15 protein-coding genes are annotated in these 15755 nt (G+C 69.6%); 4 read left to right on the top strand and 11 right to left on the bottom strand.

Annotated features, from left to right (window positions below):
- Positions 1–57: 57 nt before the first annotated feature.
- Both BJY22_RS13955 and BJY22_RS13950 read right to left on the bottom strand, forming a co-directional pair.
- Positions 58–2151, bottom strand: coding sequence for a M4 family metallopeptidase (locus BJY22_RS13955; RefSeq protein WP_202891105.1), 2094 nt, complete (start codon positions 2149–2151; stop codon positions 58–60).
- 225 nt (positions 2152–2376) lie between these two features.
- On the bottom strand, positions 2377–4434 hold the full coding sequence (locus BJY22_RS13950) for a thioredoxin domain-containing protein (protein ID WP_167206890.1): 2058 nt from the start codon (positions 4432–4434) through the stop codon (positions 2377–2379).
- A 58-nt stretch (positions 4435–4492) separates the two neighbouring features.
- Between BJY22_RS13950 and BJY22_RS13945 the strand changes: the two genes are divergently transcribed.
- A complete protein-coding gene (locus tag BJY22_RS13945) occupies positions 4493–5020 on the top strand; it encodes a nitroreductase family protein (protein WP_167206888.1) in 528 nt (175 codons plus the stop codon).
- Here the strand turns inward: BJY22_RS13945 and BJY22_RS13940 are convergent.
- The 3 genes from BJY22_RS13940 to mca are packed head-to-tail and all read right to left on the bottom strand — an operon-like array spanning position 5017 to position 7272.
- On the bottom strand, positions 5017–6042 hold the full coding sequence (locus BJY22_RS13940; RefSeq protein ID WP_167206887.1) for a CopD family protein: 1026 nt from the start codon (positions 6040–6042) through the stop codon (positions 5017–5019). The two genes, BJY22_RS13945 and BJY22_RS13940, sit on opposite strands and share 4 nt — an antisense overlap.
- 56 nt (positions 6043–6098) lie before the next feature.
- Positions 6099–6377, bottom strand: a complete 279-nt coding sequence (locus BJY22_RS13935) for a hypothetical protein (RefSeq protein ID WP_167206885.1) — start codon at positions 6375–6377, stop codon at positions 6099–6101.
- A gap of 31 nt (positions 6378–6408) precedes the next feature.
- A complete protein-coding gene (gene mca, locus BJY22_RS13930; protein WP_167206883.1) occupies positions 6409–7272 on the bottom strand; it encodes a mycothiol conjugate amidase Mca in 864 nt (287 codons plus the stop codon).
- Positions 7273–7331: 59 nt separating this feature from the next.
- Here mca and BJY22_RS13925 point away from each other — a divergent pair, with 59 nt between their 5' ends.
- Positions 7332–7757, top strand: coding sequence for a DUF4307 domain-containing protein (locus tag BJY22_RS13925; RefSeq protein ID WP_167206881.1), 426 nt, complete (start codon positions 7332–7334; stop codon positions 7755–7757).
- Positions 7758–7968: 211 nt separating this feature from the next.
- Positions 7969–8481 carry a transcription elongation factor GreA gene (gene greA, locus BJY22_RS13920; protein WP_167206879.1) on the top strand — a complete coding sequence of 171 codons (513 nt, stop codon included), beginning with the start codon at positions 7969–7971 and terminating at the stop codon, positions 8479–8481.
- Positions 8482–8637: 156 nt separating this feature from the next.
- Here the strand turns inward: greA and BJY22_RS13915 are convergent, their stop codons facing one another.
- The 4 genes from BJY22_RS13915 to BJY22_RS13900 are packed head-to-tail and all read right to left on the bottom strand — an operon-like array spanning position 8638 to position 11525.
- Positions 8638–9069 carry a VOC family protein gene (locus BJY22_RS13915; RefSeq protein WP_167206877.1) on the bottom strand — a complete coding sequence of 144 codons (432 nt, stop codon included), beginning with the start codon at positions 9067–9069 and terminating at the stop codon, positions 8638–8640.
- A gap of 15 nt (positions 9070–9084) precedes the next feature.
- Entirely contained in the window at positions 9085–9681 is a 597-nt protein-coding gene (locus BJY22_RS13910; protein ID WP_337758644.1) for a TetR/AcrR family transcriptional regulator, read from the bottom strand.
- Positions 9682–9714: 33 nt separating this feature from the next.
- On the bottom strand, positions 9715–10551 hold the full coding sequence (locus BJY22_RS13905; protein WP_167206875.1) for an ABC transporter permease: 837 nt from the start codon (positions 10549–10551) through the stop codon (positions 9715–9717).
- Positions 10548–11525: an ATP-binding cassette domain-containing protein gene (locus BJY22_RS13900; RefSeq protein ID WP_167206873.1), complete on the bottom strand. Its 978-nt coding sequence runs from the start codon at positions 11523–11525 to the stop codon at positions 10548–10550. Before BJY22_RS13900 ends, BJY22_RS13905 begins: the two co-directional genes overlap by 4 nt.
- 149 nt (positions 11526–11674) lie before the next feature.
- Between BJY22_RS13900 and BJY22_RS13895 the strand changes: the two genes are divergently transcribed.
- Entirely contained in the window at positions 11675–12931 is a 1257-nt protein-coding gene (locus tag BJY22_RS13895) for an MFS transporter (protein WP_167206871.1), read from the top strand.
- An 82-nt stretch (positions 12932–13013) separates the two neighbouring features.
- Here BJY22_RS13895 and BJY22_RS13890 read toward each other — a convergent pair whose 3' ends face one another.
- A complete protein-coding gene (locus tag BJY22_RS13890; RefSeq protein WP_167206869.1) occupies positions 13014–14114 on the bottom strand; it encodes a hypothetical protein in 1101 nt (366 codons plus the stop codon).
- Between the two features lie 131 nt (positions 14115–14245).
- Positions 14246–15709 (bottom strand): MFS transporter, encoded by a 1464-nt coding sequence (locus tag BJY22_RS13885; protein ID WP_167206866.1) that lies wholly within the window; start codon positions 15707–15709, stop codon positions 14246–14248.
- Positions 15710–15755 lie beyond the last annotated feature (46 nt).

Here is a 15755-nt window from a genome sequence, read left to right as displayed (position 1 = left end):
TCCGGGGCGCGCGGGCCTGGGCGGAGGGCCGCGCACGCCCCGGACGATTCAGTGGACTCAGCTGACAGTCAGCGAGGTGTCGTCGATGACGAAGCTCGTCTGCAGCGAAGAGTCCTCCTGTCCGACGAACCGCACCGTGACGGTCTTACCCTTGTACTGCGTCACGTCGAGCGTCTTCTGCACGTACGTCGTGTTCTTGTTCAGGTTCGAGTACGTCGCCAGCGTGCTCGTGGTCGAACCGTTGACGACCTGGACCTTCGCGGTGTCGTACACCGTCGAGGCCGTGGTCTCCGCGGTGTCGATCCGGATCCAGAACGACAGCTTCGCACTGGTCGCCGACGCCGGGATCGCGACCGACTGGCCGACGGTCTCGGTGGCGGTGCGGCCGTTTCCACCCAGCCACAGCTTCCAGGTGCCGGTGCGCGCCGGACGGCCGGTGTTGTTGGTGATCGGGCCGGCGGTGCCGGTCCAGTCCACCGCGCCGGACTCGAAGCCCGGGTTCTTCAGCAGGTTGTCACCGGTCGGCGGCTCCGGGTCGGTGCCACCACCGCAGGTCGCCGCACCGGCCGGGACCGAGATGCCGTTGAACGCGGCCTCGATGCCCTTGCACTGCGCGGAGTCGGCGCCGTACAGCTCCTTCGCGGAGTTGATCGCACCCTCGCGGGCGTCCTTGTAGGTGCTGCCCGAGCTGAGCTTGGTGCTCAGCGTGCGGTACCAGACCTTGGCGGCCACGTCGCGGCCGACGGCGGTGATGGTCGCGCCGTTGCACGCGGTGCTGCTGTGCGTGACACCGCCGATGACCTTGCTGCCGGTGCCCTCGGAGGCCAGGTAGAACCAGTGGTTCAGCGGGCCGGACGAGTAGTGCGGGTCCATCCCACCGGTGCTGCTGGACCAGCAGTCCACGCTGCGGCCGTCCTTCGACGGCTTGTCCATGTAGCGCAGCGGGCTGCCGTTGCCGTTGATGTTGATCTTCTCGCCGATCAGGTAGTCACCCGGGTCGGACGTGTTGTTCGCGGCGAACTCGACCGCGGTACCGAAGATGTCCGAGGTGGACTCGTTCAGACCGCCGGCGTCCCCGGAGTAGTTCAGGTTGGCGGTCGCCTCGGTGACGCCGTGGCTCATCTCGTGGCCGGCCACGTCGATGCTGGTCAGCGGACGGGCGTTGTTGGCGCCGTCGCCGTACGTCATCTGGGTGCCGTCCCAGAACGCGTTCACGTACGCGTTGCCGTAGTGCACCCGGGAACGCGCACCGCGGCCGTCGTTGAAGATGCCGTTCCGGCCGTGGACGTTCTTGTAGTAGTCCCAGGTCAGCTGGGCACCGTAGTGCGCGTCCACACCGGCGGTCTGGCGGCTCGACGTACTGCCGTTGCCCCAGGTGTCGTCGGCGTCGGTGAACGTCGTCCCCGCGCCGGAGGTCGCACCGTTGAGATCCGTGGTGTAGTTGCCGCCGCGGCCCGGGTCGCTCATCGTGTAGCTGCCCGACGTACCGATCGAGACCGTGCCGGAGTACATCGAGTTGCCGGTACCGGTCTTGACCTCGTCGTCCTGGTCCAGCACGGCGCCGGTCTTGGCGTCGATGAACGAGTGCAGCACCGACGGGGTCTGGTCGGGCTTCACCCCGGTTGTCACGACCTCGTAGGCGAGTACGGGCTTGGTCGGCGTCACGAAGACGACGAGCTGGCCCTTGCTGCGAGTATCGGTTGCCTTGAACTGTGCCGTCTTTTGGGCCGCCTGCGCGCCCTTGGCGAGCGCCGCCGACTGGGACAGGGTCGGCTTGGTGGCGACGCCGACCGACTTGGCGCCACGGTTGTAGGTGACCTGCCCGATCGACTCGCCCTTGCGCTTGACGATCAGGTCACCCCCGACGACCTTCAGGCCGTTGAAGGTCCGGTCGTAGCGGACGTACTCCGTGCCGTCCGGGTCCTTGACCACGTCGCGGACCTTGAGCTGCTCGCCGGAGCCGAGTCCGAGAGCGGTGGCCGTCTGCGCGGTCAGCGCCTGCTGGGCCTGAACGGCGGCCGGCTGGTTGAAGCCGGATGCCGGGAGCGGAGCCGTCCGGTCGGCGGCACCCGCGTTCGAAGCGGTGAACGACGTGGCAAGACCCGCCGCTGCGACGATCGCCACCGCCCCTGCTGATGTCAGTCGTTTCAAGACAACATCTCCTCACGGTGTGGTCGCTGTTTGGGCGCAGCGACCGAATTCAGTTGGGGACGCGCCGGATGCTGACGCAACAGTGCCACTGCCTCATTTGTGACACTTCGTGTCGATACATGCGAGTTCTGTTACATCCAGCTGAGGACCGACTGTTGCCGTCCGGTCGCCCCGCGTCAAGGGATTCGGCCGAAACGACAGGGAAAACCCGCACCCGGCGAGCGATCAGTCCGCGGGCCGCAGGTCCCGGCGAAGGTGTTCCGGCAACGTCACGGGCAGCCGGCAGGTGAATTTCTGACACACGTACGCCGCCGGTTGCCCACCGACCAGCTCCCGCCCGTCCATCAGCGGTACGGCGAGACCGGCCGACCCGGCCACGATCGGCGTACCCCACGGCGCCTCGGTGAACGCCACCCGCCGCAGCTCACCCGCATCACCCGCGGCCGCGTCTGCCTCGCCCGCCCGTCGCACCTCGGCCGCCTGCTCCACCCCGGCGGCCTGCTCCACCCCGGCCGGGCGGTCCGTCGTCACGATCGCGATCTCCAGCGGCCCACCGGCGATCGTCTCGGCGACCGCGAGGGCGCGCCCGGCGAAGCGGGGCGCACGCTGCGCGATCGCGCCCGAGGCCCTCAGCGCCTGCTCGGCGGCGGCCTCGTGCCGGTCCGAGCCGGTCAAGCCCGCCATCGTCGTGAACGCCTCAGCCGCAAGGCTGACCCCGGACGGAGTCGCGTTGTCCGTCGCATCCTGCGGCCGCCAGACCAACCGCTCCGCATCCGCGGCCGTGTCGAAGTAGGAGCCATCAGCAACGAACTGCTCCAGAACCCTGCCCAGCAAACCCTCCGCCACCTGGAACCACTCGACGTCACCGGTTGCCCCCAGCAACGTCAGACATCCCTGCGTGAACGCCGCATAGTCCTCGAGTACGCCGTCCGCGCTCCCCCGCACACCGTCCCGCGACGTCCGGTACAGCCTGGCGCCCTCCAGGTGCACGTCCCGGATCAGACGGGCCGCGCGCTCAGCAGCCTCGACGTACTGCGGCTTCTCGAGCACGACGCCCGCACGGGTCAGCGCCGTGATCGCCAGCCCGTTCCACGCCGCGACCACCTTGTCGTCGCGGCCCAGGTAGGTACGCCGCGCCCGCGCCTGCCGCAGGGTTTCGCGAACACGGGCCCACCGTTCGGGATCATCCGGATCCTGCCGAAGCTGGAGGACCGACGTACCGTGCTCGAAGGTGCCGCTCACGTCGCAGAGTTCGACGACCCAGTCCGCGTCGTCCGCCGACAACACCGACCGCAGCTCCTCCGGCGTCCAGACGTAGTACTTGCCCTCCTCGCCCTCGGTGTCGGCGTCGAGGGCCGAGGCGAAACCGCCTTCCGGCGTCCGGAGCTCGTCGAGGAGGAAGTCGGCGGTCTCCTCGGCGATGCGCTTCGCGAGCGGGTCGCCGCTGATCGTCCACCAGTGCGTGTAGACGTCTAGGAGCAGCGCGTTGTCGTACAGCATCTTCTCGAAGTGCGGGACGACCCACTGGCCGTCGACGGAGTACCGCGCGAATCCCCCGGCGAGCTGGTCGTACATCCCGCCGCGCGCCATCCGGTCACACGTCTGCGCGACCATCGCGAGCGCATCCTCGTCACCGGTACGACGGTGGTGGCGGAGCAGGAAGTCGAGCACCATCGACGGCGGGAACTTCGGCGCCCGCCCGAAGCCGGCGTCGACCGGATCGAAGTCGGTCTTCAGCAGCTGCGCGGCCCGGGCGACGTCGAACGTCTCCTGTCCGGCCGGCTGCTGCGCACCGAGCTGCTCGACGACGCGCTTCCCGATCCCGTCGAGCTGCTCGCGCCTGGTCCGCCACGCGTCGGTGATTGCCTCCAGCACCTGCCGGAACGTCGCCATGCCCGCGCGCGCGTCCTTCGGGAAGTACGTCCCGCAGAAGAACGGCTCCCCCGACGGCGTGAGGAACACCGACATCGGCCAGCCGCCCTGCCCGGTCATCGCCACGGTGGCGGCCATGTAGATCGCGTCGACGTCCGGCCGCTCCTCGCGATCGACCTTCACACTCACGAAATGCTCACTCAGGTACGCCGCCGTCTCGGCGTCCTCGAACGACTCATGGGCCATCACATGACACCAGTGACACGCGGAGTACCCCACCGACAGGAACACCGGGACGTCACGCTCGCGAGCCTCGGCGAACGCCTGCTCGGACCACTCCCGCCACTCCACCGGGTTGCCCGCGTGCTGCCGCAGGTACGGACTGGTCGACCGCCCGAGCTCGTTCGCCATACCCCCACCGTATGCTCCCGCCGGAGCGGCCCCGACAGGGTGGCGGTTGAATCGGGACATGTCCGTCCACCCCCTGCTCGCCGGCCGCTTCAGTCCCCTGTGGTTCGACCCCACCTGGTCCGTCAGCGACGACGACGTCGAGGTCCTGCTCGACGCGGCCCGCTGGGCACCGTCCGCGGGCAACTCCCAGCCCTGGGCGTACTTCGTCGCGCGCCGCGACGAGGCCGAGCACAAGCGCGTCGTCCGGCACCTCGCCCGCAGTTCGGCGCGCTGGGCACCGAGCGCGTCCCTCCTCGTCGTCACGATGGCCCATCGGTACGTGGAGGACACCGACTGGGTGTACTCCGACTTCGCCGACTACGACCTCGGCCAGTCCGTGGCCCACCTGACCCTGCAGGCGCACGCGATGGACCTGGCCTGCCGTCAGTTCCGCGCCTTCGATCTCGACGCCCTCACGGACGAGCTGAGCCCCGGCGCCGGCTGGCACATCGTGTCGATGATCGCCGTCGGCCGCGCCGCCGAGACCCAACCACCCAGCCGCGAACGCCGCACCACCACAGACCTACGGACGGCCCCCTGGACCTAAGCCGTCTGCGACAGGGCGACGGAGAGGCCGAGGGTGACGGCCATGGTGAGGAGTTCCACGGCGACGACGCGCCAGAAGGGCAGGGCGGCGTCGAGCACGTCGTCCTGGGAGTAGACGCGGTGCAGCGCGGCGAGCAGGACGAGGAGCAGGAAGGCGACGATCTTCGCGATCAGCAACGCGCCGTACGCGTCGGTGGTCAGGGCGTCGGGGATCGAGCCCCAGCCACCGCTCTTCGCGGCCAGCCGGCCGGCGGCGCTGAGGAGCCCGCTGAGCAGGACGGCGACCGACGAGATCACCGCGACCTGGCCGTACCGCTCCATCACGAGCCGCAGCCCGGTCCGGCTCGCGCGGCCGTAGCGCACGAGGCCCGCGAGCCCACCGATCCAGGTCGTCGCCGCGATCACATGGATCACCAGGGCGGCCCCCGCGATCACGACGTACGACTCGTTCCTCGGGTACGCCGTGACCGCGTTCGGGATCAGCGCCGCGATCGCCACCAGCACGCCGAGGCCCGCGGCGGACGAGGTCTGCACACGCCGGATCCCGATCGCCAGCGCGACGACCAGGATGCCCGTGATCAGGAGCGCCTTCACTTCGGGTACGCCGAGCGCGTCGTCGAAGCGCAGCCGGAGCAGCCGCACCGGGGTGTTGAGCAGCAGCGCCGCCGTCACCACCGCACCGGCGAACGCGCACACCGCCCAGATGATCGCCGAGTTGCTCGCGTCCCGGACCGCCCGCCGGCCCTGCACACCGAGCGGACCGCCCTCGAGCCGCAGCAGTACGACGGCCGCGAGCAGCGCGCCCGCACAACCGACGGTCGCCAGCGTGGACACGAGCCGGAGCAGCGGCAGCAGCCAGGACACGAACGGCCCCGGCCCGCCGATCCCGCGGGACAGGCTCGGCGCGCTGTCGGCCGCGTACAGCGCGACCACCAGGCCGATCGACGCCACGAGGATCGCGGCCACGCCGCCCGCGACCAGACGTCCAGGCATCCGGTGCCTGGCAGCGCGCGTCGCGGTCACCGGGTCACTATAGGGTCAGACGCAGGTGGGCTGCCCAGTCCGACACCATGTCGTGATCAGGGTCTTTCAGTCGGAGTCCGGTTCCGGTCCGAAGTCGTCGGCTCCGCATCGCCGGCCTGGGACTGCGAGTCGTCCGGACTCGCTGGGTCGCCGGACGGTGCTGGGTCGTCCGCACCATCGCGGTCCACGTCGATCCGCTTCAGCTGCTTGCCCATGTTGCGCCACAGCAGGAAGGTGGCGACAGCGAGAGCCAGCACGATCAGGAGCGCGACCCATCCCGGCTTCACGACGTTGGGGTCGATCTCGGCCGTCTGAAGGGAGATCATCGCTGTCACGCCACCATTCTCTCATTGTCCGCGCCGCCCGTCAGCGGAGCCCCGCGAACAGATCGTCCTCGGGCAGCCCGGACTCGACCACGCTCCGCGCCAGCTCGTAGTCCTCGGTCGGCCAGGCCGCCTGGTGCACTTCCAGCGGTACGGCGAACCACGCACCGTCCGGATCGATCTGGGTCGCATGGGCGAGCAGCGCCCGGTCCCGCACCTCGAAGTACTTCGCGCACTCGACCCGGGTGGTGATGCGGCGCTCGTTCTCCGGGTCCGGCTTCCAGTCCTTCAGACGCTCGGCGTACGGCGACTCGAGGCCGCGCGCGACCATCCCGTCGTGCAGCGCCTTCATCCGCTCGTAGTGGAAGGTGTGGTGGTAGTACAGCTTCAGCGGCTGCCACGGCTCGCCGAGCTCCGGGTAGGCGTCCTTGTCCCCCGCGGCCTCGAACGCGGCCACCGTGATCTGGTGGCACATCACGTGGTCCGGGTGCGGGTACCCGCCGTTCTCGTCGTACGTCGTGACGACCTGCGGACGGAACTCGCGGATCAGCTTCACCAGCGGGGCCGCGGCGTCCTCCACCTTCTGCGCCGCGAAACAGCCCTCCGGCAGCGGCGGCAGCGGATCGCCCTCGGGGAACCCGGAGTCGACCCAGCCGAGCCACTCCTGCCGGATGCCGAGGATCTCGCGCGCCGTGTCCATCTCCTTGCGGCGGATCTCGGTGATGTTCGCCAGCACCTCGGGGCGGTCCATCTTCGGGTTCAGGATCGATCCGCGTTCTCCGCCGGTACACGTGGCGACCATCACCTCCACGCCCTCGGCCACGTACCGCGCGGTCGACGCGGCCCCCTTGCTCGACTCGTCGTCCGGGTGGGCGTGCACATGCAACAACCGCAGATCTCCACTCACAAGACACAATGGTCCTCCAACCCCGCGCAAAACCCACGACCGACCCCCTGGACTGACCTGTGACCGACTCCTCCACGTCCCCCGCCGCCGACCTGAACGCCCGGTACGGACGGACCGGGCGCTCCCGGCGGCCCCTGATCATCGGGGCCGTGGCCGTGGTCGCGCTGGCCGGACTCGTGTGGCTGGTCTGGGTCGCCTGGGCGCAGTCGCACCCGCCGGTGCAGTCGCAGCTGCAGGGGTTCGAGATCGTGTCGCCGACGAGCGCGAAGGCCACCGTCAAGGTCGACCGGAACGAGTCGGTGGACGCGGTCTGCCGGCTGCAGGCCAAGGCGGCGGACTTCTCGATCGTCGGCGAGGTGAGCGTCACGGTGCCGGCCGACTCGCCCCGCCGCCAGGTGGTCCCGGTGACGCTGACAACGCAGCGCTCGGCGACCTCGGTGGTCCTGATCGGCTGTACGACGGCCGACCAGCAGCGCCCGCGCTGAATCCTGGTCGCGTCAGCGAACAAGCTGCCACGGCAACCGATTGCCGCCAGAGTCCGGAAATCGGTCGCAGCAAACGTTTTCCACGCGGTTGCGACCGTCTGAAGCCCCTGCGTGATCGACGGTCTCTTGCTACGCTCGATGGAATGGTCGCCGTCGACGACGGCGGCCAGCAGTATTTTCCTGCCCATCCCACCGACACAAGGAGCAGCCCGTGACGCAGAAGATCGACGAGGACAGCGTTGTCTGGCTGACGCAGGACGGTTACGACCAGCTGAAGTCCGAGCTCGAGCACCTCAAGGGCCCTGCCCGTGCCGAGATCACGCAGCGGATCAGCGAGGCCAGGGACGAGGGCGACCTCAAGGAGAACGGCGGTTACCACGCCGCCAAGGACGAGCAGGGCAAGATCGAGGCGCGGATCCGGCAACTGGAGGACATGCTCCGGCGGGCGCGGGTCGGCGAGACCCCGAAGGCCGGCGGCAAGATCGAGCCGGGCATGAAGGTGTCGATCAAGTTCGCCGGTGACGACGACGTCGAGACGTTCCTGCTCGGTTCCCGTGAGCTGCTCGCCCTGGACGCGTCGGTCGACATCGACGTGTACTCGCCGCAGTCTCCGCTCGGCGCCGCGATCCTCGGCAAGAAGAAGGGCGACAAGGCCACCTACGAGGCCCCGAACGGCAAGGACGTGACCGTCGAGATCGTCGCCGCGGAACCCTTCACCGGCTGATCCACCAAAAGCTTCCAGCGCCCCGGTGGACACCCCACCGGGGCGCTTGCTTTTGAGGTACGCCGTACCGTCGTCAGCCCCACCGTGGACAGCTGATGGGGACCGCGGACATCTGGCCGGATGTCCGCGGTCCCCGTGTGCTGTCCGCGCCGCGGGTCAGTGGGCAGGCGCGAAGAACTCCAGCTGGATGTTGTCCCGGTCGCGGAAGACGAGGACGGACGCGTACGGCTCGTCGGCGATCGGGGACTGCGTGAGCGGCTTGTCCGCCACGTCCGCGCGGACCACGCCGTGCGCCTCCAGGTGGTCCTGCCAGTGTTCGAGGTCGGCCCGGGACGGGACCGCGAAGCCGGCGTGATCCAGGCCGGTGGTCGTCTCGTGGCCGAGGGCGCCGTCGTTGGCGTCGTGGTGGTGCAGCGCGATCATCAGCCGGCGGTCCGCGTCGGCGAGGATCCGGCCGACACCGCCTTGATGCGGTACGTCGAGCACCGGGTGGACTCCGAACACCTCGCCGTACCACTGGACGCTCGACGCGAGGTCGGTGACGGTCAGGGCCAGGTGATGGAGTGTGGGCCGGGTGACTGCGGTCATGGGTTCCCCCTGGTGTTACGTGGTGTCCCCGTGCGCGTACTGCGCGAGGAACATCCGGGTCACGTCCTCGACCAGCCCGATCCACCGGTCGCCGCCCGGGTCGTTGGAGACCTGCTGGCCGACCAGGCCGACGGTGACGGCGGTCCAGATGTCGAGGTGCCGTGGATCGTGCACGCCGTTGCGTGCGAGGAGCTCGCGGGTGGTCTCCAGCGCACCGACCGCGAGCTCGTACGACTCGGCGGACGGCGTGAAGCCGGGCACCGAGTGCTGGAACAGCAACTGATACCGAGGGACGTCGGTCACGCAGAAGGTGACGAAGGCCTGTGCGTCGGCGAGCAGGTCATGACGCGGATCGTCCGTGACCGGCAACGAGTGCTTCAGGTCCACGAACGCCTGCGCCGCCTGCGCGAACATCGCGTCCAGGATCGCGTTCTTGGACTCGAAGTACGCGTAGACGGTCGGCGTGGTGATCCCGGCCCGGCGGGCCAGCTCGCGCAACGACAGCGCGGCCAGCCCTTCCTCGCGCACCAGGCCCCACGCGGCGGTGAGCACGCTCGCCCGCGCACTCTCCCGCCGCGCCGCGCGCCAGTCCTCAGCCGGTTTCTTTAACACAGTTAGGATTATTTGCACGCCGTATAAATCTTGTCAATGGGCAGTGGCGCTCCGGTACTTGCGGACCGCCAGCGGGGCGAACACGGCGATGATCGCCACGCACCAGATCAGCGACAGCCAGACCGGGTGCTGGGCGGGGAAACCGTCCGGGCTGGCGAACGGCGACGGGTTGCCGAACAGGTGCCGGCAGGCGGCGACGATCGAGGAGATCGGGTTCCACTCGGCGACCGGTTGCAGACCGCTCGGCAGGTTCGGCGTCGGGACGAACGCGTTCGACAGGAACGTCAGCGGGAACAGCCAGATCAGCCCGGCCGACGCCGCCACCTCCGGACCGCCGACCGACAGCCCGATCAACGCACCGACCCAGAGCATCGCGAACGCGAACAGCAGCAGGATCCCGAACGCCGCCAGCGCCTGGCCGAATCCGTTGTGCCAGCGCCAGCCGACGATGAGGCCGCAGATCACCATGACCAGCATCACGAACGCGTTGAACACCAGGTCGCCGACCACCCGCCCGGCGATCACGCCGGATCTTGCCATCGGCAACGACCGGAAGCGGTCGATGAGTCCCTTGGACATGTCGTCGGCCAGCCCGACACTCGCCGACGCGACCGCGAACGCCATCGTCTGCGCGAAGATCCCGGCCATCAGGAACTCCCGGTACGCCCGGGCCCCGGGGAACCCCGGGATCGGGATCGCGTTCCCGAACACGTACGCGAACAGCAGCACGAACATGATCGGCTGGATGGTCGCGTAGATCAGCATGTCCGGCGTCCGCGGGATCCGCTTCAGGCTCCGCCAGGCGAGGACCCCGGCGTCGGACAACGCCCGGGAAACAGGATTCACCCGGGCCGGCACTTGCGTACTCACAACGACTCCTTCTGCTCGGCCTCGTGCCCGGTCAGGGTGAGGAACACGTCGTCCAGCGTCGGCCGCCGCAGACCGATGTCGGCGATCCGGATCCCGGCTCCGTCCAGCGTGCGGATGACGTCGACCAGCGAGCTCGATCCACCCGGCGCCGGCACCGTGACCCGGCGGGTGTGGTCGTCGAGCGTCGTCGACTCCGGATCCGCGATCCCGAGCGCGGCGGTCAGCAGCGCCAGCGCCCGCGCGGCGTCGGCCGGATCCTGCACGACGACCTCGATCCGCTCGCCGCCGACCTTCGCCTTGAGCTCGTCCGCCGTACCGCGGGCGATCACCGAGCCGTGGTCCACCACCGCGATGCTGTCGGCCAGCTCGTCGGCCTCCTCGAGGTACTGCGTGGTGAGCAGGATCGTCACGCCCTCGCGGACCCGGTCACGGATGATCTGCCACAGATCGAGCCGCGAGCGCGGGTCCAGGCCGGTCGTCGGCTCGTCGAGGAACAACACCTTCGGGTGCGCGATCAGCGAGCCGGCCAGGTCGAGCCGGCGCCGCATGCCACCGGAGTACGTCTTCAGCGTCCGGTCCGCCGCCTCGGTCAGATCGAACGTCGCCAGCAGCTCCTCCGCGCGCGCCTTGGCCTGCTGACTGCTCAGCCGGTACAGCCGGCCGAACATCCACAGGTTCTCCCGGCCGGTCAGCAGCTCGTCGACCGCGGCGTACTGCCCCGAGAGGCCGACCAGTGACCGGACCGTGTCCGCCTCCGCCACCACGTCGTGGCCGAGCACGCGGGCACTGCCGGCGTCCGGCCGCATCAGCGTGGTGAGCACCCGGACCGTGGTGGTCTTGCCCGCCCCGTTCGGCCCGAGGAGGCCGAGCACGGTCCCTTCCGGTACGTCGAGGTCGATGCCGTCGAGCGCCTTGACCGTGGTCTTCCTGCCCTTGAACGTCTTCACGAGGCCCCTCGCCTCGATTGCAGCCATCCGAACATCCCCCTTCTGGATGTGACGCAGGCCACCCATCCTGCACGAGAACGCCGACAATTTCACCCACGAATTATATTGAGTCCAGGTGACTCAACTTTCTTGATACTTGAGTCGACAGGACTCAACTCAGGTTCTACGGTCACGGAATGGGCATCCTCCGCCATCCCGATTTCCGTCGGTTATGGGCCGCCGACCTGCTGAGTCAGCTCGGATCGCGCCTGAGCATGGGCGCCGTCCCGCTGCTGGCCGTGCTCACCCTGGACGCGTCCACGCTGCAGGTCTCGCTCCTGCGCACCTGCGAGACCGCGGCCTGGCTCGTCCTCGGTCTGTTCGCCGGAGCCTGGGCCGACCGCGTCCGCTGCCGCCCGGTCCTCGTGTACGCCGACCTGCTCCGGGCGCTCCTGTTCGCGTCGATCCCGGTCGCCTGGTGGTTCGACGTACTCACCCTGACGCAGGTGTACGCCGTACTGATCCCGGCCGGGATCCTCACGGTGCTGTTCGACGTCGCGCACACGTCGTACCTGCCGCGGCTGCTCGACCGGGACCGCCTGCTGCCGGGCAACGCGAAACTCGCGGCCAACCACTCGGTCGCCGCGGTCGTCGGAGCCGGCGCGAGCGGACTACTCGTCCAATGGCTCGGCGCAGCACTGACGATCGGCCTGGACGCGCTGAGCTTCCTGTGGTCAGCGGTGTGGCTGCGCTCGATCCGCGCACCCGAGGCCGCTCCGGCCAAACCCGAACGCCCCGACCTGCGCCGCGAGATCGGTGACGGCCTGCGGTACGTCTTCAAGCACCCGCTGCTGCGGCCGCTCGCGCTCAACACGATGGCGACGATGCTCTTCCAGGCCGCCGCCGGCGCGATCATGATCGTCTACCTGGTCCGCGGCGTCCATCTGCAGCCCGCGACCATCGGCGTCCTCAGCATGATCGGCCTGCTCGGCGCGATCGTCGCGTCGGCCGTCACCGAGAAGCTCAGCACCCGGTACGGCGACGCGCGTACGCTGCTGCTCTCGTCGACCGGCATCGGGGTGGCGTTCACCGTGCAGGCGCTGACGGCACCCGGCTGGAAGGTGAGCTGGTTCGTGGTCGGCACGCTGCTCGCCGGCTTCTGCATCATCGTCAGCTACATCCTGCAGGTCAGCACGCAACAGCGACTGTGCCCGCCGGAGCTCCAGGGCCGCGTGAGCGCCACGATGAGCTTCGTCAGCTGGGGCGCCGCTCCCCTCGGCAGCCTGCTGGGCGGCGCCCTCGGCACCGCACTAGGCCTGCGCACCACCCTTTGGATCGCAGGCCTCGGCACCCTCGCCGGCGCCGCGTTCCTGTACCTCTCCCCGCTCCGCACCCTCCGAACGATCCCGGCCGACGTGTCAACCGAGGACCGCACTCCAGGGGTTGCCCACTGACCTGGAGGGTTGCCCCCTCGCATTTTCAGTGGGCAACCCTCCAGTTGCGGGGGCTACCCGGCGAACGTCGGTGGCGTTGGGGTCAGTCGGAGGCGATCTGGGCGGTGCCGACCAGGACCTCGACGTCCAGGGCGGCCCGGCCGCGGCCGATCTCGACGTCCTTGGACTGGCCGGAAACGGCGCCGGTCCAGGTGACGCGGCCGAGCTGGGCCTCGGTGTGGACGTGGACGTCGGAGCCGCGGCGGAGCGCGACCTTCGCCGTACCGGACTCGACGCGGACGCGGGAGCGGCCCTTGGTGATCTGGGCGTCCAGCTCGGCGGAGCCGGCCTGGACGAGGACGTCGATCGGACCGTCGACGTCGGTGACCTTCGCCGTACCGGCGGTGACGCGGACCCGGGTCAGGCCGGGCAGGCGCTCGGCGTGCACGCTGCCGCCGGTGACCTCGACCTCGACCTGGAGGTTCGGGTTGACGCGGATCGACAGCTCCTTGGCCAGGCCGTTGACGTGCGCCTTCAGGTCGGTCGGGTTGCGCAGCATGCTGAACCCGTCGATCGAGACGCCCATGTCGCCTTCGCTGCTGATCGCGAGGGTGTCACCGTCGCGCTTGATCACGTGCGGCCCGTCGACGGCCACGCCGTTCACGGCCGGCTCACCGATCAGCCGCACCCGCCGCCCGATCGCCCGCACGGTCACCCGCTGCACGCCCGACGGGATCGGCACGTTGCTGTGCTCCTCCTGCACCGGCTCGGCTTCCTCGTCGACCACACTGTCCTGCACCGCTGAGGGCTCGGTGACCGGCTCGGCCGCAGGCGGAGCACTCGGCTCGGCTTTCGGCTCGGCTTTCGGCTCGGCTTTCGGCTGGGTGGCCGGCTCGGCGGCCGGCCGGGTGCTCGGCTCGGCGGCCGGCGAGTCGACGACGTCGGCCCAGACCTCGGTGGACGGCACCTCGTCGCCGGTCGGCCAGGGCCAGGGCGGCTTGCCCTCGGACGCCGTGTCCCCTTCGTCGGCAACCGGCTCCCGCGCAGCCGCACCACCAGCAGTCGCGGCAGCGTCGTCGGCCTCCGCCGGCGCGGCCGGCTTGAGGGCGGCGATCAGGGTGGCGGCCTCCTCGCTCGAGAGGTGACCCTTGGCGACCCGGTCGAGGATGTCCTTGACCTTCTCGTCGTAGCTCTGGTTGCTCATGCCCCAAGTGCAGCACCCCGCCGGGTCGAAACCAATCGGGGAAGCCCCCGAAATGCGGCGGTGCGGACCCCCGAAGGATCCGCACCACCGCTTCTCTATCACCGCACAGCCCCGGGCGGAGCTGGTTGTTGTCACGCTGCCGGCGTCATCTCCTCCGCCGCCAGCTCGTCCTGTACGGCGGCCAGCTCGGCGGCCTCCCGTTCCTCGGCGGCCCGTCGTGCCTTCAGCCCGCGCAGACCGGACAGTGCGATCACCAGTCCGAGCGCCGCGATCCCCGTCACGACCCCGAGTCCCGACTTGTACGCCGACAGCACGCCGGTCGGCGCACTGACACCGGCCGTCTGGCTGCTGATCACCGCGGTCACGATCGCGAGGACCACCGCGCCGCCGACCTGGTTGGAGGTGTTGAACAGGCCGGACGCCAGCCCCTGCTCGTGGTCCGGGACCCCGGACACGGCCTGGATGTTCAGCGACGGGAACCCGATCGCGAACCCGAGACCGAGCAGCATGATGGTCGGGAACACGGTCGAGAAGTACGCCGACTCCGGCCCGATCCGCAGGCTCAGCGCGTACCCGGCGACGAACAGCGCCATCGCGACGATGATCATCTTCTCGGTGCCGACCCGGTCGACGACCTTGCCGATGTTCGGGGACAGCGTGGCGACCAGCAGACCGGCCGGCAGGAACCCGAGCGCGGTCTCGAACGACGACCAGCCCAGCAGGTTCTGCAGGTACAGGGTGCCGATCAGCTGGAAGGCGACGTACGAACCGAAGACGGTCAGGATGGCCAGGTTCGCCCGGCGCAGCGAGGCGTTGCGCAGGATGCCGAGCCGGACCAGCGGGTGCTTGGTGCGCTGCTCGATCGCGACGAAGCCGGCCAGCAGGACGGCCGCGAGGGCGAACAGCCCGATGGTCTGCACGGACACCCAGCCGGCGTGCTCGGCGCCGACGACCGCGTAGACCAGGGACAGCATGCCGCCGGTGACGGTGATCGCGCCCGGGACGTCGTACCCGCCGGCGGCGTCGTCGCGCGGGCTGTTCGGGATCAGCTTGATGGCGAACAGCAGCACGATCAGGGCGACCGGGCCGGGCGCCAGGAACGTCCAGCGCCAGCCGACCTCGGTCAGCGCGCCGCCGAGGATCAGGCCCATCGAGAAGCCGCTGGCGGCGCAGGTGGTGAAGATACTGAGGGCGCGGTTGCGATCCGGGCCCTCGTGGAAGGTCGTGGTGATGATCGAGAGCGCGGCCGGGGCGGTGAACGCCGCGGCGACACCCTTCACGAACCGCGCCGCGATGAGCAGTTCGGGATTGGTCGCCAGGGAGCTCAGCATCGAGACCACGGCGAAGACGGCCAGCGCGATCAGGAAGACCCGGCGTCGGCCCAGCAGGTCGGCGGTCCGGCCGCCGAGCAGCAGCAGGCCGCCGTACCCGAGCACGTAGCCGGTCACGACCCACTGCAGAGAGGCAAGGGAGACGCCCAGGTCGGCGCCGATGGACGGCAGCGACATGCCGACCATGGACACGTCCAGGCCATCGAGGAAGATCACGCCGCAGACCACCAGAAGAGCGCCCCAGAGGCGCGCGTCCCAAGTCATGCGGCCAGCTGATCCAGGTGATCCAGGTGATGTGGTGTGCGTTGTT

Origin of the sequence: Kribbella shirazensis, from assembly GCF_011761605.1 — a bacterium.
GTDB lineage: Bacteria > Actinomycetota > Actinomycetes > Propionibacteriales > Kribbellaceae > Kribbella > Kribbella shirazensis.
Note: the sequence above shows the minus strand (reverse complement) of the source record. Positions and strands in the feature narration are given on the sequence as shown.

Excerpts from the sequence above, each read along its gene's own strand:
- BJY22_RS13900 (WP_167206873.1), bottom strand. The coding sequence starts at position 11,525 with ATGGCTGCAATCGAGGCGAGGGGCCTCGTGAAGACGTTCAAGGGCAGG.
- BJY22_RS13890 (WP_167206869.1), bottom strand. The coding sequence starts at position 14,114 with ATGAGCAACCAGAGCTACGACGAGAAGGTCAAGGACATCCTCGACCGG.
- BJY22_RS13950 (WP_167206890.1), bottom strand. The coding sequence starts at position 4,434 with ATGGCGAACGAGCTCGGGCGGTCGACCAGTCCGTACCTGCGGCAGCAC.
- BJY22_RS13895 (WP_167206871.1), top strand. The coding sequence starts at position 11,675 with ATGGGCATCCTCCGCCATCCCGATTTCCGTCGGTTATGGGCCGCCGAC.
- BJY22_RS13915 (WP_167206877.1), bottom strand. The coding sequence starts at position 9,069 with ATGACCGCAGTCACCCGGCCCACACTCCATCACCTGGCCCTGACCGTC.
- BJY22_RS13945 (WP_167206888.1), top strand. The coding sequence starts at position 4,493 with ATGTCCGTCCACCCCCTGCTCGCCGGCCGCTTCAGTCCCCTGTGGTTC.
- BJY22_RS13885 (WP_167206866.1), bottom strand. The coding sequence starts at position 15,709 with ATGACTTGGGACGCGCGCCTCTGGGGCGCTCTTCTGGTGGTCTGCGGC.